This window comes from Chroococcidiopsis cubana SAG 39.79, from assembly GCF_003991895.1.
GTDB classification, from domain to species: Bacteria; Cyanobacteriota; Cyanobacteriia; order Cyanobacteriales; family Chroococcidiopsidaceae; genus Chroococcidiopsis; species Chroococcidiopsis thermalis.
The window spans coordinates 1-19,083 of the sequence record NZ_RSCK01000038.1 but is presented as its reverse complement, the minus strand read 5'-3'; the positions used below and the strand labels follow the sequence as shown (position 1 = coordinate 19,083).

At 44.6% G+C, this 19,083-nt stretch carries 17 protein-coding genes; 7 read left to right on the top strand and 10 right to left on the bottom strand.

What is annotated here, in order from left to right; genetic code table 11:
* Positions 1–15: 15 nt before the first annotated feature.
* The 10 genes from DSM107010_RS20650 to DSM107010_RS20610 form a co-directional block, all read right to left on the bottom strand.
* Entirely contained in the window at positions 16–2,775 is a 2,760-nt protein-coding gene (locus DSM107010_RS20650) for a TonB-dependent siderophore receptor (RefSeq protein WP_127023794.1), read from the bottom strand.
* 181 nt (positions 2,776–2,956) lie between these two features.
* Positions 2,957–3,949, bottom strand: a complete 993-nt coding sequence (locus tag DSM107010_RS20645; protein ID WP_015155622.1) for a helix-turn-helix transcriptional regulator — start codon at positions 3,947–3,949, stop codon at positions 2,957–2,959.
* Between the two features lie 91 nt (positions 3,950–4,040).
* The gene (locus DSM107010_RS20640) at positions 4,041–5,834 is read right to left on the bottom strand and encodes an ABC transporter ATP-binding protein (protein WP_106166839.1); all 1,794 of its coding nucleotides are present in this window, start codon (positions 5,832–5,834) and stop codon (positions 4,041–4,043) included.
* Between the two features lie 27 nt (positions 5,835–5,861).
* On the bottom strand, positions 5,862–6,107 hold the full coding sequence (locus DSM107010_RS20635; RefSeq protein WP_106166840.1) for a DUF1636 family protein: 246 nt from the start codon (positions 6,105–6,107) through the stop codon (positions 5,862–5,864).
* A gap of 90 nt (positions 6,108–6,197) precedes the next feature.
* Positions 6,198–7,187, bottom strand: a complete 990-nt coding sequence (locus DSM107010_RS20630) for an iron-siderophore ABC transporter substrate-binding protein (protein WP_106166841.1) — start codon at positions 7,185–7,187, stop codon at positions 6,198–6,200.
* Positions 7,188–7,202: 15 nt separating this feature from the next.
* A complete protein-coding gene (locus DSM107010_RS41430) occupies positions 7,203–8,792 on the bottom strand; it encodes a TonB-dependent siderophore receptor (protein ID WP_241994290.1) in 1,590 nt (529 codons plus the stop codon).
* The gene (locus tag DSM107010_RS41425) at positions 8,720–9,850 is read right to left on the bottom strand and encodes a TonB-dependent receptor plug domain-containing protein (protein WP_241994286.1); all 1,131 of its coding nucleotides are present in this window, start codon (positions 9,848–9,850) and stop codon (positions 8,720–8,722) included. The genes DSM107010_RS41430 and DSM107010_RS41425 overlap by 73 nt, the downstream gene beginning before the upstream one ends.
* A 247-nt stretch (positions 9,851–10,097) precedes the next feature.
* Complete coding sequence (locus DSM107010_RS20620; protein ID WP_106166842.1) at positions 10,098–11,099, bottom strand: helix-turn-helix transcriptional regulator; 1,002 nt, start codon at positions 11,097–11,099, stop codon at positions 10,098–10,100.
* A 178-nt stretch (positions 11,100–11,277) separates the two neighbouring features.
* Positions 11,278–11,655, bottom strand: a complete 378-nt coding sequence (locus DSM107010_RS20615; protein WP_106166843.1) for a nuclear transport factor 2 family protein — start codon at positions 11,653–11,655, stop codon at positions 11,278–11,280.
* Positions 11,656–11,709: 54 nt separating this feature from the next.
* On the bottom strand, positions 11,710–12,288 hold the full coding sequence (locus tag DSM107010_RS20610) for a Crp/Fnr family transcriptional regulator (RefSeq protein ID WP_106166844.1): 579 nt from the start codon (positions 12,286–12,288) through the stop codon (positions 11,710–11,712).
* A gap of 438 nt (positions 12,289–12,726) precedes the next feature.
* Between DSM107010_RS20610 and DSM107010_RS20605 the strand changes: the two genes are divergently transcribed.
* The 7 genes from DSM107010_RS20605 to DSM107010_RS20575 all read left to right on the top strand — a co-directional run bounded on the left by DSM107010_RS20605 (position 12,727) and on the right by DSM107010_RS20575 (position 19,017).
* Positions 12,727–13,632, top strand: coding sequence for a hypothetical protein (locus DSM107010_RS20605; protein ID WP_106166845.1), 906 nt, complete (start codon positions 12,727–12,729; stop codon positions 13,630–13,632).
* Between the two features lie 506 nt (positions 13,633–14,138).
* Complete coding sequence (locus DSM107010_RS20600) at positions 14,139–14,936, top strand: SDR family NAD(P)-dependent oxidoreductase (protein WP_106166846.1); 798 nt, start codon at positions 14,139–14,141, stop codon at positions 14,934–14,936.
* Positions 14,937–14,949: 13 nt separating this feature from the next.
* Positions 14,950–15,666, top strand: a complete 717-nt coding sequence (locus DSM107010_RS20595; protein ID WP_015155609.1) for an NADPH-dependent FMN reductase — start codon at positions 14,950–14,952, stop codon at positions 15,664–15,666.
* A 35-nt stretch (positions 15,667–15,701) separates the two neighbouring features.
* The gene (locus DSM107010_RS20590) at positions 15,702–16,484 is read left to right on the top strand and encodes an MIP/aquaporin family protein (RefSeq protein ID WP_106166847.1); all 783 of its coding nucleotides are present in this window, start codon (positions 15,702–15,704) and stop codon (positions 16,482–16,484) included.
* A gap of 129 nt (positions 16,485–16,613) precedes the next feature.
* Entirely contained in the window at positions 16,614–17,732 is a 1,119-nt protein-coding gene (locus DSM107010_RS20580) for an FAD-binding oxidoreductase (protein WP_199755666.1), read from the top strand.
* Entirely contained in the window at positions 17,702–17,950 is a 249-nt protein-coding gene (locus tag DSM107010_RS39885) for a 2Fe-2S iron-sulfur cluster-binding protein (protein ID WP_199755670.1), read from the top strand. Before DSM107010_RS20580 ends, DSM107010_RS39885 begins: the two co-directional genes overlap by 31 nt.
* 17 nt (positions 17,951–17,967) lie before the next feature.
* Positions 17,968–19,017, top strand: coding sequence for a VOC family protein (locus DSM107010_RS20575; protein WP_127023788.1), 1,050 nt, complete (start codon positions 17,968–17,970; stop codon positions 19,015–19,017).
* Positions 19,018–19,083: the final 66 nt, after the last annotated feature.

Here is a 19,083-nt window from a genome sequence, read left to right as displayed (position 1 = left end):
GAATCTAGCGATCGCTCAAAACTGCCAAGAAACCGTTCCTTGGACGGTGAAAGGGTCGCCTCGAAAAACTCTATCTATAGAATAAGCACCTGAATAGTATTCCACATCAAAAAGATTGCGGAAGTTGAGTGCGGCACGGAATGCATCCCGTTCGTAGAAAATAGCAGCATCGGTGCGGAAGTAACTGGGTAGATCGAAGGAATTTTCTAGATCCCCAGGTCGCTCCCCAATATAGGAGAAGCCTAAACCAAACCCCAGACCTTGCAAACTCCCTGTTTGGATTTTGTATGATGTCCAGAGATTAAACATGTGTTCGGGCGCTAAATATAACCGATTACCAACGGGAATCTCAGTGTCTTCAGTGACTTTGGCATCAGTGTAGGCATAACCGCCAATAATGTTCCATCCAGGTAGAATTTCGCCCCTAACATCCAATTCAATGCCTTGACTGTTCTGCTCTCCAGTTTGAATCGAAAAGTCAGGATCTTCTGGATCTGTTGACGTGACATTAGAGCGGGTCAAATCGTAGAGGGCAAGGGTTGCCGAAAGTCGGTCGTTGACATCTGCTTTAATGCCCACCTCATACTGCTTGCCGCGCTCTGGCACAAATGGGTCGCCGCTAGCAGATACACCAATACTTGGCGAAAAAGAGCGAGTAAAACTGCCATAGAGCGAAATCGCTGGGATCGGTTGATAGACAATCCCCACACGCGGACTAAATGCTGTATCTGATTGCGTTGTTTCCTCGTCTGCAAGTCGATCTAGGGCGCGTTCCTCAAAGAAATCGACCCGTCCGCCTAGCAAAAGTTTCAGATTTTCTGCCAGTGCAATTTGATCTTGGAGATAAATACCGAGCGTATCTCTAGTTGTCAAACTGTCAGTTTCAAGAATACCGGAACGAACAAAGGTTTGATCGAAAACTGGATTGAAGATATCCACCGGAGCGGCAGGACTATCTTGTTCAAAGGTAAGCTCGATTTCATTTCGACTCAAACTGAAGCCAAACAGGAGTTGATGGTCAATCGAACCAGTGCGGAACTCGCCAAGTAGGTCGGTACTGAGGTAGTAGAAATCATAAAACTGGCTACCAACACTAGCAGCTCGATTGAGCGTACGGTTATCTTCAGCTAGGCTTTCGCCAGAGAAACTAGGTGCGCCATCGCGATCGTCATCATCGTAGAATGTGTATCGGAATGCATTACGAAGCTTCCAGTTTTGATTAAATCGATGCTCCAAGCGATATCCAACTCTGCCATTGATGGTTAGGTTATCTGTTTGGGGTCCTGTGGGGTTAAAGCTACGGTCGATCTCCCCGTTGGGATTCGGTAGCACAGTCCCTACAGCTGGCACTCCATAGGGTTGCTGTCCGTTTCGTTCCATAGCGTTGACATCGCCCTCCACAATCAGGTCAGTATTTTGACCCAGGCTGAAGCTCAAAGTAGGAGCGACGAAAAACTCTTGAGATTCGTTAAAGTCAATGAAACTCTCACTATTCCGGTAGGAAGCGATGAAGCGGTAGAGAACCGTTTTGGAATCGTTGAGGGGTCCAGAGAAATCAATTATCCCTTGATAGTCGTCAAATCTGGCAGCACTTACACTCACTTCGTAAAACGGATCGCGCAACGGTTGCTTAGTAACAAAGTTAACAAGACCGCCGATAGAACCTTCTCCAGTTTCACCATATAAGACGGAGGCAGGTCCTTTCAATACCTCTAACCGTTCTATATTGGCAAAGCTACCATCACTACTTATTTGTGGGTCGGGGATGCCGTTGACAAGGAAGTTATTATAAGCGAAGCCTCGGATTGTAAAATAATTTCGAGTCCCCGCAGGACCAGTAATCGGAGCTACGCCACTGACGTTTTCTAATCCATCGGCGATGCTTCGCGCTTGCCGCTCTTGCAGCACTTGTTGCGGTACTATCTGAATTGATGCGGGAATATCGCGCAAGGGCGTGTCAGTTTTGGTTCCTATACTGGCATCGGGGATGCGATAGCCTTCCTGCTCTCCCGTTACCACAATTTCTATTTCCTCTCCCCCTGGCGCTGGCTTAGTTGGCTGTTGAGGCGTGGCTGGCGCTGGTGTTACTTGCTCTGGTTTGGTAGGGGGTTGTGGCTGCGCTGTTTCCCCCTGTGACAAGGGCAGTTGTGGCGGTTGGACTGTAGGAGGGACGACTGTAGGATTGACGGGTGCAGATAAATTGAATACCAAAGCGCGATTGCTCTGGACTATTCGCGTCGTAGGTACACCAGCTTTACCAATTACACTGACTCGAATCCCGCTAGCAGTTGGCTGGGTTACAGTCACGGTGGCAATTCCTGCTGCCGGATTGTCAGCACGAAACATCTTTCCCTCTGGTAGTGCTAGCTGGCTATTGGGAATATTGGCAACAAAGGTTTGACCGTAACTAGAAGTTAAGACTTGTAATGGTTCGCCACTTGTAGTCTCTAGAATCAACTCAATGCCGTTTTTGGTAGGATTTAAGCGAACTCCAGCGATCTGAGTTGGGAGTTGGGAGTCGTTGGCAGAAGGCGATTGGGCAAGCCATTCTGCAACAGTGGTAGCAGGGCGATGCCTTCGGCGGGCTTCGCCAACGCCTTGTTGAGAGTTGGTTGTTAGTCGAGGCTTTGCACTCCCCTCAATTTCCCCTGCGGCTTGCTCTCCTTGGTAAGCAGAAACTTGCGCCCAACTAGGCAAAGCTAACGCACCAACTAAACTTCCCGATACCAGGATCGATCCCAGTCGCATTAAATCCGCAAACCACCAAACGCGCATCTCAATTCCTCACACCTGAAAAAACGCCTTCTTGCCAACTTTTATCGATTGCAGTAAAAGGCAGTGTAGAGAAGTCGATCGCGCTGTGTCTACTCAAAACCGGAAATAGATCCCGAACCGGACATTTTTAGCTCAGTAATTTTGCCCAAATCATGACAATAAATCGCGACCTCAGCAAATCCTATTCTTGAGCCAATTTCTTGCCCATCGCGCATTGTTTGGGAGTCATGCCAAATTTGCGTTTGAAGGCAGCAGCAAAGTGTCCTTGGTTACTGTAGCCACTGCGATGAACTACCTCAGCAACGGTCAAGTTGCCACAGCGCAAAAGCTGTTCTGCCTGGATCAGCCGTTGCTCGGTTAGGTAGCCCCACACAGTTGTGCCAAATAATGCTTGAAAGCCTCGCCGGAGAGTACGATCGCTCACTCCTACTTGCTGCGCCAGTTCTGTCTGTGAGGGTGGTTGTTCTAGGCGCGATCGCAAAATTTCTGCTGCATAATAAATCCGAGCGATCGTGCTGGGCTTCAGCGATGTCTCTGGTGCAGACTGTCGATCGCACATAATACTACTAAGCTGTAGCGCCATCAACTCAAACACCTTGCCCTGTAAATAGAGCCGCTTGGTTGCCCCCCAAAACGGGCAGTCAACGATCTGCTGCACTACTAATCGCATCGCCTCCGTAGTCTTGGGAGAAAACACCTGCTGCCAGTCGTCGCCGCGTACTAAAGGTTGCAGTTCTGCGGGTAGTTCTCCTGTTGGTGTGGCAAAAAACTGACTCAGTAAGTGTGACTGTATGTGAATATTAACTCCAACCTGGGGTTGGGACTGAGGCAAAAACACCTTCAGGCGGCGTTGAATACCGCTACCACCAACATAACTTTGCTTGGCATCGATTAATACGTGGTTTCCACTATCTTCCACTCCTGATAAAAGCACCTTAAACTGCACCAGATGCCTGTTCTCTGGTACCTTTATTGTCAGATCGCGATAGGTTTCGTGGAAAATACACAGTTCCAAACTAGGATACAGTTTTATGTCCCGACTGTAGCCACTGCCCACCAAGGTTGGTACGCTGTAGATTGTTTCCAGGCGATCTATGGAAGTTACTGGCGGACACTGCTGCTCGGCTTCCATACAAATTTTCTCTACCTCTTGTTCGGTCAGCTCAAGGCTCATAGGAGAATGGGAGATTGCAGTGCAGACTAACGAGAAATAATATCAATAATCTCTATTTGCTGCTGAGAAGTCAAGGAACTTGACAGCGTTATCAAATCCCAGACTGCACTCGCCAAAGACTAGCATAAATGCCATTAAGTGCTAGTAAGTCTTCGTGTTTACCCTGCTCGACAATTTCACCTCGATCCATCACGTAAATCCGATCGCTGTGACGAATTGTGGAAAGGCGGTGAGCGATCGCAATTGTGGTACGGTTTTGAGTAATCTTGGTCAGGGATTTTTGAATTGCGGCTTCAGTCTCGTTGTCTACCGCAGACGTTGCTTCATCTAAAATCAGTATGGGCGGGTCTTTGAGAATCGCACGGGCGATCGCAATTCGCTGTCTTTGTCCGCCAGAAAGCTTCTGTCCCCGTTCTCCCACAATCGTCTCGTACCCTTGCGGCAACTCCACAATAAACTCGTGTGCTTCGGCTAATTTGGCAGCATGGACGATCTCTTCGTCGTTAGCTGCTAAGTTACCATAGGCGATGTTTTGAGCTACCGTACCGTGAAATAAAAATACGTCCTGGCTTACCCAACCGATGCAACGTCGTAGTTCTTGTAGTTGTAATTCTCGAATATCGACTCCATCAATCCTAATGCGTCCGCTTTGAATTTCGTAAAAGCGCAACAAGAGTTTGACGAGCGTACTTTTCCCCGAACCCGTCGCACCGACAATACCGATATTTGCACCAGGGGGAATATGCAGCGATAAGTTTTTCAAGATCTTGTGGCGCTCTTTGTAGGCAAAGGCGATATTCTCTATCTGCACTTCACCGCGTACTACTGTTAATGGTAAGGTGCGATCGCCCCCCCCAATCGCGATCGGGGTATCTAACAATCCCATCACCCTACGGATCGAAGCCATTGCTCTTTGATACTCGTCCATAATTTGGCTTAAAGAGGCAAAGGGCCACAGTAATAGCTGTACGATGAATACCAAGAAACCGTAAGTTCCTACGGTTAGGCGATTGTTTGCTACAGCTACACCACCAAAAAATAGCGTAGCGATAAAACCCACCACAACCAAGAAGCGAATTAACGGATAAAAAGCAGCAGAAAGGGCAATTGCCTTACGGTTACTACGTCGATAAGCATCGCTTTCATCAAGGACACGGCTGCGCTCGTAGTCTTCGGTAGTAAAGCTTTTAATTGTCGCAATTCCTGAGAGATTGTTGGCTAAACGGCTGCTAATGAATCCCGCTTTTTCGCGCACGTCTGCATAGCGGGGAGCGAGTTGTTTTTGAAAAACAAATGAACCCCAAAAAATGAAAGGAATCGGCAGAATTGCGAAAGGAGCCACACTAGGAGCAATCAGAATAAACGAGCCACCCACAGCCAAAACAACGGTGAGAAATTGGAGAATTTCTGCTGCGCCAAAATTGAGAAATCTTTCTAATTGATTGATGTCATCGTTGACAATCGAGAGAAGTTCTCCGGTGGAGCGTTCTTCAAAATAGCTCAGTTCTAGTTCTTGTAAATGGCTGTAGGTATCGAGGCGTAATTCGTGTTGGATGGTTTGGGCAAGGTTGCGCCAGAGGCGATCGTACAGAAATTCAAAGAGTGATTCTAGGCTCCAAACTAATAGAGTTAATAGGGATAGTATTGCTAGTTGACCAATGATGTTGGTTATGCCAATTTGAGCAATCAGAGAATTCTCTTTTTCTACTACCACATCGACTGCAACACCGATTAGATAGGATGGCGCTAGGTCGCAGAGTTGGTTGAGAATTGTGCAGGTGACAGCAATCCAGATTTGAGGACGGTAGTTTTTGGCGTAGCCTAACAATCGTAGAAGTGGATGCTTTTTGGATCGCAAATTAGATGGCGATATATATAATTGCATAAACTCTATTAATGCTGCTGCACTTTCTTATGGTGAAAGATTGACAAACAGATATGTTGGTTTGTCTTGACTAGATACCGATACCACACAGCCTTGAGAGCAAGCCCATAAACATCCAACTGGCTGAATTTCAAATTCATCAGATGAGAATTCTTCACTGCATAAATCGTTGATTTTGTCAAGCAACATAACGCTATCAGCAGGCTGACCTTCTGGTAGTTCTTCAGAGCCACGGTGACAAGATTTGCAGACAAAGAGAACGTGTTTGGACATAGTTTAAAGTGTGTTAACAATGAATGTATAAAGGCGATCGATGACTCAGTTATTGTGACATTAATTGGATTGTTCAAGAAAACAGAGATTTTATGGATTTTCCGGCAGGTATTTAAACAAGTCATCCAAGATTTGATTCGCTCCTAAAATCCCCCTGGTATCCCATCTTTCTAAAGGCACGAGATAAGCTCGATTGTTTTTGACTGCTTTGAGGCGACTAAAGATAGGATGTTGAAGAAAAAAGCTGAGTGGCTTTCGTTCCAGATTAATAATAAATAGGATGTCAGTGTTGTATTCATCGACGCTTTCAATGCTGAAGGACTTACCAGAAGGTGGCAGTTTATAGTGTAGCCCCAGATCGATTAGAACATCAGCAGTTGCATCATAGTTTTTTGCTGGTGTATAAACAAGACCATGAATATAATAAATTACGGAAACTTTGATTTGTGACAACCGATTTCCCAAGCGTTGCTTCAAGTCTTCAATTCGTTTCTGGTATCGATCTAAAATTTTCTCGGCTTTTGTTTCTTCGCCAAGAACTTTCGCAATGTAGCGCAGATTTTCCTTAAAGAAAGCTTCATTCGCTGGCACATCAAAATTTGGAGAAGGCACTACAACGGTAGGCGCGATCGCGGATAATAACGGATATGGATGGTACTTTGTTGCTAAAATCAAATCTGGTTTGAGCATAAAAACTTGCTCTAATGAAGGCTGATCTGACTTCCCAACATTTGTGGCTCCTGCAACATCATCAAGTGATACGCTACCAATAATTTCTTTTCCTCCCACGTTATCAGATGTGTAACCAATTGGTTTGATACCAAGAGCAATTAGGGGATCGAGGATTGTGTCAGGGTTTAAGGCAACAATCCGCTGTGGTTTGAGTGGGACGCAGGTTTCGCCAAATTCGTGCCCAATGACTCGGCAATTCCCCACTTGCAGCTGGTCATTTGTGACATGGATATTTGTTAAACGGGTATTTGTCACGCGGGTATTTCTAGCAGTGTTGCAAGCAGCAATGAGAGTTACTGCTATGAGTCCTAAAAGCAAAAAACAGATAAGACGGCGCAGAGATTTCATGAATGTAATAACTACTCAAAACTCCCATGAAACCGTTCCTTGCACGGTAAACGGCTCTCCTGGAAAAACACTCAGATCGTCATTAGCAGACTCAAAATAATCTACATCAAATAAATTATTAAAGTTCAGCGATGCCCTAAACTGTCCGCGATTGTAAAATATCGCCGCATCAGTGCGAAAATAGCTAGGTAACGTAAACGAATTATCTAAGTCACCCTGGCGATCGCCGACATAGAAAAATCCGATCCCAAAGCCCAATCCTTGCAAATTCCCAGATTGAATTTCATAGCTCGTCCATAAATTGAAGCTACTTTCTGCCACATTATTAATTCGATTACCAATTGCAAACGTTTCATCTTGTGTAATCTGTGCATCGGTATAGGCATAACCGCCAATAATGTTCCATCCTGGTAAAATTTCACCCGAAACAAATAGCTCGACACCTTGACTATTTTGCTCCCCTGTTTGAATTTCAAAGTCAGGATTATCTGGGTCAGCAGTAGTAACGTTAGTGCGAGTTAAGTCGTACAATGCAAGTGTGGCAGAAAGGCGATCGTTTATATCTGCTTTAACTCCAATTTCATATTGCGTACCGCGTCCTGGCTCAAATGGCTCGCCATCAACAGATCTACCAATAGTGGGGGAAAACGACCGAGTATAGCTGGCATAGAGCGAAATTGGCTCTATTGGCTGGTAGACTAGACCCAGACGCGGACTAAACGCATCTCCTGATTGAGATGTTTCGGTATCTTCGATCAGATCTTCGTCAGTTTGTTCAAAGGCATCAAATCGACTACCTAGCAGTAATTTAAAATTATCTGCCAAGGTTATTTGATCTTGAAGATAAATACCTATTAAATTGATTGATGTTTCATCATCATAAGGGCGGTTAATCACCTCAAGTCTTTGGGAACTGTAAACTGGGTTAAAAATGTCAATTGGCGTTCCTTGGAAAGTCCTCAAGGCAAAGCTGCTAGAATTATATTTTCTCAAATCGACACCAAATAGCAGCTGATGATCGATCGCGCCTGTGGAAAATTTACCAACAACGTTTGTGAAGAGATCGAAGATATATTCCTTGGAATCGCGATCGTCACCTTCACGCTGTAAAGTTCTGAAATCGGGTTCGAGGCTAGCAGGACGGACACCTCTAATTTTTTGATAAAGATAGGAATAGTAAAAAGCATTTCGCAACGACCAGTTTTCACTCAAGCGATGCTCTAGGTCGTACCCAACTCGGAAAACCTCTGGACTATATTCACTATCTTCGCTGGCAAAATTGCGATCGCGCTTAATTTCTCCGTTTGGGTTGGGTAATACAGTTCCTATGGCGGGAAGACCAGAGGGATAACTCTGATTTATCTTGCTATACTCTAAATCAAATTTTAGCTCGGTATTTTTGCCAAGTTCAAACTTTAAAGCACCTGCAACTGCTGAGGTTTCTAACTCGCTAAAATCGACAAAACTGTCGGCAGATTCATAAAAGGCATTTAGTCGATACAATGCTGTTTTGGAATCATTCAACGGACCAGTTAAATCGATCGCACCTCCGTAACGGTCATAGCTGCCAATAGTGGCTTCAACCGAATAATAAGGATCGCGCAGGGGTTGTTTGGTGACAATATTAATTGTTCCGCCAGAGCGCCCTCACCAAATAGAACTGAAGCAGGTCCTCTGAGAACTTCAACCCGTTCGATGTTCGAGAAAATTGCGTTTGTACCTGCTGGAAGTCTGACACTTAATCCGTTTCTAGTGACGTTTGGTCCAAAGTCGCCAACAGAAAATCCTCGAATCGTAAAACCAGCAAATCCAGGGATGTAATTAGGAGCGGTTTGAGTCGCACCAGGAACATTTTTGAATGCTTCATTTAAGGTGTTAACTTGTTGTTCCTCTAGCACCTGTTGCGGGACGATTTGAATTGATTGCGGAATATCTCGCAAAGGTGTATCGGTTCTCGTTCCCACGTTGGTATCGGGGACGAGATAGCCATCTTGCTCCCCCGTTACTACAATTTCCTGCTCGTCAGTTTGCGCCGTTGGTTTTCCTGGTTGGGTTTCACCCAGTGGTAGCGGAGTCTGAGCAGCAGATGTACCTGGTGTGAAGCTAAAAATTAACCCCTGATTTGGAGCGTCATATAATTGCACTTGTGGCAAAGCTGTTTCCCCCGTCACCGCGACTCGAATACTATTAGCGGTAGCTTGAGTCACAGCCACGCGAGTAATTCCGCTTGCAGGGTTATAGGCGCGAAATTCTCCTTGAGGAAGTGTTAATACAGCGTTGGGAATATTCGCAATATACGTATTGCCCAAAACCAGAGTTACAGGCTGAAGCACTTTACCCTGAGTAGTTTGTAGAATTATCTCTACACCTTTATCGGTGGGATTTGTCACAACTCCCGTAATTGATACAATGCTTCCCTTCCCTTCTTGGTTAGGCAGGACGGCAGGTGGGTTAGTTGGTGTTGGCGATTCCAACATTTGAGCGCTTGTCGTTGGAAGTCTAATTTCGTTTGGCTGTAAAATATTTTTGTCAACTTCTCGAATCTGCGCTCCCATTTCCTCGCCTTTTGCTGGAGTGCCGAGCAAAAGCGCGTAAGCGAAGCATCCCGTTAGGGTTATCGCACTTGTTAGCAGCAAACTTTGACACAATTTATCTACCTTCATCGCTCCACCTACATTCCCTCACACCGTTTGGTAGTTAGGAGTTACGCACTTGAGTTTCAGTCCTCGACGATCCCTCCTAGTTCCTCCCTTAAAAAGGGAGGAATAAAGCCCCCTGTTTAAGGGGGTTGGGGGGATCGACTGCGTAACTCCTGATAGTATTAGGAAAATTTCCTAACTAAACTAGAAGTGTATGTATAATAGGCGATCGGTATTTCCAATTTGAACGCTAGAGGGATTGTTTTGAACGCTAGAGGGATTTTTGGCAATGCTGAAAGTATTGTTTGGGATTCAAGCCAAATTTTTTGCGGAAAGATGAGGCAAAGTAACTGCGGCTATCAAAACCTATTTTCAATGCTACTTCTTCAACATTCATGTCTCCTAATGCTAAAAGTTGCCTTGCTTGTTCCAGTCGATAGTCGTGTAAATATTTAAATGCTGATGTCCCAAAAACTTTCCGAAACCCCCGCTTCAATTTAAACTCGTTTAGTCCTACTTGCCTTGCTAAATCTATCAAGCAAGGTGGACTTTCTAAGTTTTTTAGTAAAATTTCTTTAGCTTGATAAATTCTGTCAATATCGCTCAAGTTCTTGGTAGGGAAGTGGCGATCGCCTATATCCTGTTCCTGACATTGCTGGAAATGAAATGCAATCAATTCCATCGCCTGGCTTTCCAAATACATTCGCTTCATTAAGCCTTGATAGGGACATTTGAGGATGTTAGATAACACCATCCACATTTGCTGTGTAATTTCCCGTTGTTGGTAGTAAGGTTGTACGCGATCGCCAATTACGGCTTGGCGCAAGTAAATTGGAATCTGTTCTAGCTCTTGTTCACCAAAACTTTGAAAAAAATGCTGCGGTTCGATTTTCAAATAAATTCGGGAAAATTTCTCTCCCGCTTTCCACCACTCAGTCTCTTTAAAATCGCAGTTACATTCTGAATAGTACTTCCCTACTGATTCATCAGTTTCATCAGTTAAGCTGTAACGCTCAATCCTCACCTTTCCTGAGAGAAAAAAGCTCAAGCCGAATTGAGAATCATCCCATCTATCTCTAGTCCATACAATATCTTCAGTTAACTCTACTTCATGTATTGAAAGAGTTAACCCACTGCGTAACTCTACTTGCCAATCGTAGGTATTACAGACATTTGGAATTTTTCCCCGATCGCTCGTTTCAAAATCCTTCGATCGATCGGAAGTTTTTTGCCATAATTCATTCCAGCTTGTATCTGTAAGAATTATTGTCATGATTTAATGAGAATCATTTCATCATCAAACAGTCGAGGTTGCAGCGATCGCCTTGACATTGAACGCTCTAGCTAGCTATATCCCTTTGGTTAAATGAGAAACACTCTTAATTGTGGCACAAAATTCACTGTAAGAAAAGTGACCAACAAGGGAGTAGGGAGCAGGGAGCAGTAAAGCGTTAAGACACTATGCCTGAATGCCCAGCTATAATCTGCCAAGTCCCATCCTGAGACTGCGACCAAACTCTAGTAAACCGAAAAACGCCATTTGTGGGCGTACCATTATAACTACCCGATAATTGCATCTTTACTGAAACGATCGCCACATCACCTGCTAACAAAATATGCTGCTCGGAAGCTGACAGCGAGTTGAGTTTGAGAGCGCCAGACTTATGACCTGCTAGATCTTCCTCTTTTCCTACCAAATGCCCCAGGTGATTTGTAAAAAGTAATTTAGGCGACAACAGTTCATCTAATGCTTTCACATCGGAGTGAAGCATTGCTAGCCTGAGCTTTTCTTCTGCCTCGACGATTTGATGCTCAATTTGATGACTCATAATTTTGTCACATAAACGAAGGTGGTTTTATCCGTGTTTACTCTCTTTGGTGTTTCATGTTACAACGAGTCGCCGCCGCTGCCGTCGTATTTTTCCCTCTGCTTCTAACTGCTGGAGAACTCTAGTCACCGTCACTCGGCTCGTACCTAGCGTCTGAGCCAACTGCTGATGGGTGAGTGGTAGCTCAAGCGTCTGCCCGTTATCGACATTACGACCAAATTTTTGACTCAACCACACGAGTAGCTGCCACAATTTTTGAGATATAGGATTGATATGAATGATGCTCAGTAGTTCTTCTGTTTGCTGCTGGTGGTGAACGATCGCATCTGTTAATTGCGCCCACTGATTGCGGTTCCAGCGACTGACTTCTACATTTGTCAGACAGTGGATTTCGTAGGGCTGCACTCGTGATAGTGCATGTCCAACAACATCTCCCGCTCCCCAGTAGCCCAAGCAAACCAACTCACCTTCCTGACTCCAAGTAATGCTGCGGGCAACCCCGGATTCAATTTGCCATAAAACTTCTTGATTTTCTGGTAAGCGATCGCGGCGTTGAAACTGTAATTTAGTTGGGGTCGCTGGAGATATCGTTACATCATCTCGGTTGCGATAAATAGGCTGGACGTAGCTCATCACTTTACACCAATAAACCACTAATGCGAGTTACTAGGAATAGCATTCATTTATTCTCAAACAAGGCAAGCAACTTAATTTGCTGACTACAGGCTAAATTCACAACAAAAGCTACTGCAAATTCAGTATTGCAAACCACGTTTGTTATTAAAAAAAACCTTTCTTAATAGAAAAGAATCTCAACTCCAGAACTTTTCTGAACTTTACTAGATTGACAAATGATGGCACTAACACTGAATTGACAAGATTTTAATTTGACCGGAGTATAGATGTGATAGCACCAGAAATCATACTTAACTCTCTCTGCTAACCTCAGTTAGCTTGAAAAGGAGATAAGGCAGCATGATGCAACAGTCTCAGTTAATAATCGGAAATCGCAACTTCAAGTGACATCGAAACTAAGGTTTCTTTTAAACTCATGATTTTTTTGGAGGATAAATGCAACAAAACTTTTCTAGTAATTCAGAAGAAAAAATTACTTTACCACAGATTCATACACTTGATAAAACCGAACTGAATTTCAGTCGTGCTTTTTTTCAAACCGCTCAAACTTTATATAGTTATCTACAAGATATTCAGCTTTTAAGTACCTCAATTTTTAACATATCTACCGAGCCTTACACTATAGCTATAGTCAGTTTATTTTCTAAAATGATTCAAAGCTATTACTCTTACGTTCTACTGGAAATACACCGCGAACGTGTCGGCAGTCAAGTTTTAATTGAACATTTGTATTCAGCCGCGATCGCGCTCGTATATTTATTAGAAAACTCGGAACGTGAGATTTTTGAAAAATATGTTTCTGAGTCTATTTACCAAGCTAATATTTTAGTCGAAAGAATAGAAACACAATTACAATCGGTTTCTCCTAATTTAGAGTTAGCACTGCTGTGTGAATGGTTGAAAACTTTTATGTCTAAATCCGAACTACTAGCAACTAACTGCCAGCTTCCCAACTTAACAGCAGATTTGTGGCACTTAGAAACATTTGATATGACTAATCAACGTGCAGCATCAATGGGATTAGATTTTCTCAGCAATCCAGCGCGGCAAATGGTACACAAGATTACACCAGGTAGCTGGCTAGACGTTCGGATCAATTACTTCAATGCTATTCGTAGTCGGCAATCAGAGCTAAAGAAAATTGATTTTCAACAGTTACGTGATGCCAGCCATTTATGCTTACACGCAACTAAAGTATTTTTAGAGGAAGTTGATTGTTGCGCTGATAACAAAGCTGAAGTGCAACGAAAACAGCAAAGTTTAAGTAGATTCTTTGAATGGTTTTATCAGGCTCACCAAGTATACAGTTGCCATAATGATGTTTCTCTAGAGCTAAATTAATATCGATCGTAGGCGTTAAATGTTTTAGAAATGTTGTTTTATTGCGATCGCAGACTCTCCTATTCTCCTCATAATTGCATCCACAAGGGTGTTGGCTCTTGTCTACCCAAATTGTTTGGTCACAATTTACTAAATTGCCATAGCCGAGGGTCAGTGCCATACAGTGCATCAGCGCACACCCACCTTGCTCCAACGCCTGCATCTATCGCTCGCCCCAGCATAATTCTGGAAAAATTAGATTTTACTGAGAAAAACATGATAAATTTCTAGCCAAAATCTCAGCTCTACTAACTGATACTTTTAAAGAGTTATCATTCATCATTTCGTCAATCGAGCAACAATGAACTTAAGCTGCTTAGAGCAATTTCGTATGATGAAATCGCTCAAGCATGACTTAACAATCCGTATTTAGTCATGAGTTCGCTCGGTCTTTCCACGAACGATATCGATTATTACTTATGCTACTCACTTGAGAACTAATTGCTATCTATTCAAGGAGAATTTATATGAGACTTGAAGGTAAAGTTGTCCTGGTAACGGGTAGCAGTCAAGGAATCGGACAGGGAATTGTGGTGCGACTTGCCCAAGAAGGAGCAGATGTTGTCATTAACTATCGCTCGCATCCAGAAGGAGCGGCAGAAACCTTAGCAAAAGTACAAGCTGCTGGTGGTAGATGCTTCATGGCTCAATGCCCCAGTTCCCAGGGATATACGATTCAAGCAGACTTAGGTAGCGTACATGAGATACGTCAATTGATTGGCGAAAGTATCGAGCATTTTGGCAAGCTAGATATTTTAGTCAATAATGCTGGAATTGAAAAACACGCTCCATTTTGGGAAGTTACGGAAGCCGATTACGATGCGGTAATGAATGTCAATTTGAAGGGAATCTTCTTTGCAACTCAAGCCTTTGTGCAACACCTAATCGAAACTAAAAGATCTGGAAAGATTATTAACATCAGTTCGGTGCATGAGGAACTGTCCTTTCCTAACTTTACAGTGTACTGTGCCAGTAAGGGTGGCATGAAAATGCTAACTCGCAACTTAGCAGTCGAACTAGGTTCTTTGGGCATCACAATTAATAACGTAGCACCTGGCGCAATAGAAACTCCAATCAATACCCAGCTCTTGCACAACCCCCAAAAGTTGGGTGCATTGTTGAAAAATATTCCCCTCGGTCGTTTGGGACAACCACAAGATGTTGCTTCTTTGGTTGCCTTTTTAGCATCCCCCGATGCTGACTACGTTACGGGTAGCACTTTCTTTGTCGATGGTGGCTTGCTTTGGAATTATCAAGAGCAGTAAGGAGAATCAATTCATGTCAGACTCACCTCTATTTATTCCCGTCATTCTCGGTACTCCCCGCCAAGGTCGTCAAAGCGAATACGTTGCTAAATTTATCGTCGAGCAACTTTCGGTAAGGGATGGTGTAGAGACTGAGTTAATTGATGTTCGAGCGATCGCAATCGCCACGAACGATGCTGGTGAATCGCTCAAAGACCCGCAGTTTTCAGCCTTGATGGAGCGAGCAGATGGATTAATTGTTGTCGCACCAGAATACAACCACGGCTATCCAGGCTTGCTCAAACACGTACTCGATACTTGTCTGAAAGAATACATTCACAAAGCTGTCGGGCTATGCGGCGTTTCTGCTGGACCGTTTGGCGGTACGCGAGTCATCCAGAATCTGCTGCCCGTGATGCGCGAGTTGGGACTGGTGACAATTTTCTACGACCTCAACTTTAGCAACGTCCAAACGCTATTTGATGAGTCTGGAAATTTAATGGACAAACCGACTTATACCCGCCGCCTAGAGCGGTTTATGCAAGAGCTAATTTGGATGTCAACCGTGCTGAGGTATGGACGCACGCAGGTGAGTTTGGATAAGCAGCAGGAAGAGGTTGCCACGATTCATCATGCAAATAAGCCCTGCCCTGAAATGGCTGCACGTATGGGTACTGATGCAATGGATAGCGTTCTCCAAATTAGCCAATCTTGTGAGACGAACGCAGTAGAAGCCAGTTTACTTGCTTAATTATTTTTTGACTTTTGACTTTTGACTAGCTAAATATGAATGCTCTCTACCGTCACTATCCCGAATATTTAATGGAAGCTGCGGGACTTGGGATCTTCATGGTTTCTGCTGTCGTTGTGACAGCCCTACTGGAGCATCCAGCTTCACCGCTGCGACAAACAATTGTCGACCCGTTATTACGCCGTTGCATTATTGGGATAGCAATGGGTTTAACCGCGATCGCGATCGTCTATTCCCCTTGGGGTAAGCAGTCTGGAGCGCACATCAATCCAGTCGTTACATTTACATTCTGGCGCTTGGGCAAGATTAAACGATGGGATGCATTCTTCTATATCGTGGCGCAATTTGTCGGCGGATTGTTGGGGCTGTGGTTAGTTGCAGTGGTATGGAGAGATGCGATCGCCGATCCAGCAGTCAATTATGTTGTCACTGTTCCTGGGGAAACTGGTGTAGGTGTTGCCTTCTGCGCCGAGCTAATAATTTCCTTTGGCATAATGCTGACGATTCTATTTGTATCGAATATCCCAAAACTAGCTCGATTTACTGGGCTATTTGCAGGCTTATTAGTTGCAACTTACATCACGGTAGAAGCACCATTATCAGGTATGAGCATGAATCCCGCCCGTACCCTTGCTTCGGCAATTGGGGCGCAGACTTGGACGGCAATTTGGATTTATTTCACTGCCCCAGTGTTAGGAATGCTGCTAGCAGCCGAACTTTACGTGCGCCTCAAAGGGCGTAAAGCAGTCCGCTGCGCCAAACTCCACCACCACAATCACAAACGCTGCATCTTTCGCTGTGGCTATCGGGGACAGTGACCAGTGACCAGTGACCAGTGACCAGTGACCAGTGACCAGTGACCAGTGACCAGTGACCAGTGACCAGTGACCAGTAACCAGTGACCAGTGACCAGTGACCAGTGACCAGTGACCAGTAACCAGTGACCAGTGACTACTAGGAGAGAATTGATGCTTGCAAGTCTTAGACAAATTCAAAATCCCGTCCTCAGAAGTGTTACGGGAGCAAGCGCGGCATTTGCGATCGCAACTATTGTTTCTGGTGCAGTCGTTGGTTTAGTAAATATTAGAGACAAAGCTAGATTGAGCGTGTATGCTTCATTACTGGGAACTGGTGGCGGCGTTTTGGTTGGTTTAGTTGCGGCTGGAAGGGTAAGCACACAAGCACCGATCGCTCAACCCACAACTGCTAGCACAACTTGGCAAGACTGGCGCAATTTTGTTGTCGTTCGCAAGGTAAAAGAGAGCGAGGAAATCACCTCGTTCTATCTCAAACCAGAGGATAACGGTGAAATTCCTAGCTTTCAACCAGGGCAGTTTTTAACCATCAAACTAGACATTCCTGGGCAAGCCAAACCAATTATTCGTACCTATTCGCTCTCAGATTATCCCGAACCTTGCGAATACTATCGCCTTTCAATTAAGCGGGAACCAGCTCCCCAAGGGTTAGATGTCCCACCAGGGATTGCGTCTAACTTCATGCACGATCGCATCCATGAGGGATCGATCGTTCCGGCTAAACCACCCAAAGGTAAATTTGTTCTCGCTCTCAACAAGTCTTTACCAGTCGTACTCATTAGCAATGGTGTGGGAATTACTCCCATGCTCAGTATGGTAAAAGCTTGTGGTCGTCTCAATCCCAACCGACCAATTTGGTTTTTGCATGGGGCGCGAGATGGTCGATTTCATGCATTTCGAGATGAAGTATTGGCGATCGCGCCGCAGAATCTTAACCTACACGTACACTTTTGCTACAGCCGTCCGCGAGTAGAAGATGAAGGACATTATCACGGTATCGGTTATGTAGATGCAGCTCTGGTTAAAAGCTTAGTAAGGCAAGAAGCTGAGTATTTTCTCTGTGGTTCTCCAGCTTTTATGGAGTCTCTGATGGCAGGACTTCAGGAATCGGGAGTAGCTAGTAGTTCCATCTTGTTTGAATCTTTCGGTAAACCGATGAAAGCCAGTCCGAGAAACAACTTCCTACTGCAAGTGGGGATGAGGAAGTTGCAGCAGCAGAAATTGTTTTTGCTAAATCGGGCAAAACCTTAACTTGGCACGAGACTGAAGGAACGATTCTGGAGTTTGCCGAAGCTAACGATCTCGATCCTGCCTATAGTTGTCGTGCGGGTATCTGCGGTACTTGTCAGTGCAAAATCCAAGCAGGCGAAGTGACTTATCAGGAAGCACCAACCGCAGAAATTGATGAGGGTGCGGTACTGATCTGCATTTCCAAACCTAAAACGGCAAGAGTTGTCCTCGATCTTTGATAAGTAGCACTACAGTTATGACTAAGCAACTAACTCAAATCGCCAGAATATTGTTCGCAGTTGGTGCATTTGTCGCGATTGTTACTACTCACACTCAAGTATATCCACAGCCAAGCGCTCGGCTAGCTTCGACATCTGTAACTCAGCCAGCTCAGTCAGCTATCACTGCTGTAGAATCGGTAGGAATGACAGTTGCAGACATGGATCGTTCCATTGATTTTTATTCTCAAGTCCTTTCCTTCCAAAAAGTCTCTGATGTAGAAGTTTTGGGAACTCAATACGAACAATTGCAAGGAGTGTTTGGCGTGCGGATGCGCGTGGTAAGAATGCAGCTAGGTAGCGAATTTATCGAGCTAACTGAGTATCTCACCCCCAAGGGCAAACCATTTCCAGTTGATTCGCGCAGTCACGATCGCTGGTTTCAACATATTGCGATCGCTGTTAGCGATATGGATAAAGCTTACCAACACTTACGCAAGTTTAAAGTACAATACGCCTCCACTGCCCCGCAACGCATCCCCGACTGGAACAAAGCAGCAGCAGGAATTCGTGCCTTCTATTTTCGCGATCCAGATGGTCATTACCTAGAAGCTATTTATTTTCCCCCAGGTAAAGGCGATCCAAAATGGCAACAGCCGACAAACCAACTATTTTTAGGCATTGACCACACCGCGATCGTTGTTTCTAACACCGCAGCTAGCCTGAAATTCTATCGCGATCTCCTGGGTATGAGGCTAGCGGGAGAAAGTGAAAATTACGGGACAGAACAAGAGCATCTCAACAACGTATTTGGGGCAAGGTTGCATATTAGTAATTTGCGATCGCGCCTTGCTTCCCCTGGAATTGAGTTTCTCGAATACCTCACCCCCAGAGATGGGCGACCTTTCCCAACTGATGCTCGTCCTAACGATTTATTGCATTGGCAAACTACACTAGTCGTGAAAGATGCAGCAGCAACAGCCCAAAAGTTGCAACGACATCAAGCTACGTTTATTTCTCCTAGTGTCGTAGTCATTCCTGGGCAGAAGTTAGGCTTTAAAAAAGGGTTTTTAGTCGAATGGCACTAAGAAAAGCTGAAATACTTGTGATTTAAGCAGTTTGTAATTGTTCGTGTAATTCGTGCCTTGATTTCG

What these genes read in the sequence shown, in the direction of transcription:
- DSM107010_RS20650 (WP_127023794.1), bottom strand. Translation starts at nt 2,775, where the DNA reads ATGCGCGTTTGGTGGTTTGCGGATTTAATGCGACTGGGATCGATCCTG.
- DSM107010_RS20645 (WP_015155622.1), bottom strand. Translation starts at nt 3,949, where the DNA reads ATGAGCCTTGAGCTGACCGAACAAGAGGTAGAGAAAATTTGTATGGAA.
- DSM107010_RS20640 (WP_106166839.1), bottom strand. Translation starts at nt 5,834, where the DNA reads ATGCAATTATATATATCGCCATCTAATTTGCGATCCAAAAAGCATCCA.
- DSM107010_RS20635 (WP_106166840.1), bottom strand. Translation starts at nt 6,107, where the DNA reads ATGTCCAAACACGTTCTCTTTGTCTGCAAATCTTGTCACCGTGGCTCT.
- DSM107010_RS20630 (WP_106166841.1), bottom strand. Translation starts at nt 7,187, where the DNA reads ATGAAATCTCTGCGCCGTCTTATCTGTTTTTTGCTTTTAGGACTCATA.
- DSM107010_RS41425 (WP_241994286.1), bottom strand. Translation starts at nt 9,850, where the DNA reads ATGAAGGTAGATAAATTGTGTCAAAGTTTGCTGCTAACAAGTGCGATA.
- DSM107010_RS20620 (WP_106166842.1), bottom strand. Translation starts at nt 11,099, where the DNA reads ATGACAATAATTCTTACAGATACAAGCTGGAATGAATTATGGCAAAAA.
- DSM107010_RS20615 (WP_106166843.1), bottom strand. Translation starts at nt 11,655, where the DNA reads ATGAGTCATCAAATTGAGCATCAAATCGTCGAGGCAGAAGAAAAGCTC.
- DSM107010_RS20610 (WP_106166844.1), bottom strand. Translation starts at nt 12,288, where the DNA reads ATGAGCTACGTCCAGCCTATTTATCGCAACCGAGATGATGTAACGATA.
- DSM107010_RS20605 (WP_106166845.1), top strand. Translation starts at nt 12,727, where the DNA reads ATGCAACAAAACTTTTCTAGTAATTCAGAAGAAAAAATTACTTTACCA.
- DSM107010_RS20600 (WP_106166846.1), top strand. Translation starts at nt 14,139, where the DNA reads ATGAGACTTGAAGGTAAAGTTGTCCTGGTAACGGGTAGCAGTCAAGGA.
- DSM107010_RS20595 (WP_015155609.1), top strand. Translation starts at nt 14,950, where the DNA reads ATGTCAGACTCACCTCTATTTATTCCCGTCATTCTCGGTACTCCCCGC.
- DSM107010_RS20590 (WP_106166847.1), top strand. Translation starts at nt 15,702, where the DNA reads ATGAATGCTCTCTACCGTCACTATCCCGAATATTTAATGGAAGCTGCG.
- DSM107010_RS20575 (WP_127023788.1), top strand. Translation starts at nt 17,968, where the DNA reads ATGACTAAGCAACTAACTCAAATCGCCAGAATATTGTTCGCAGTTGGT.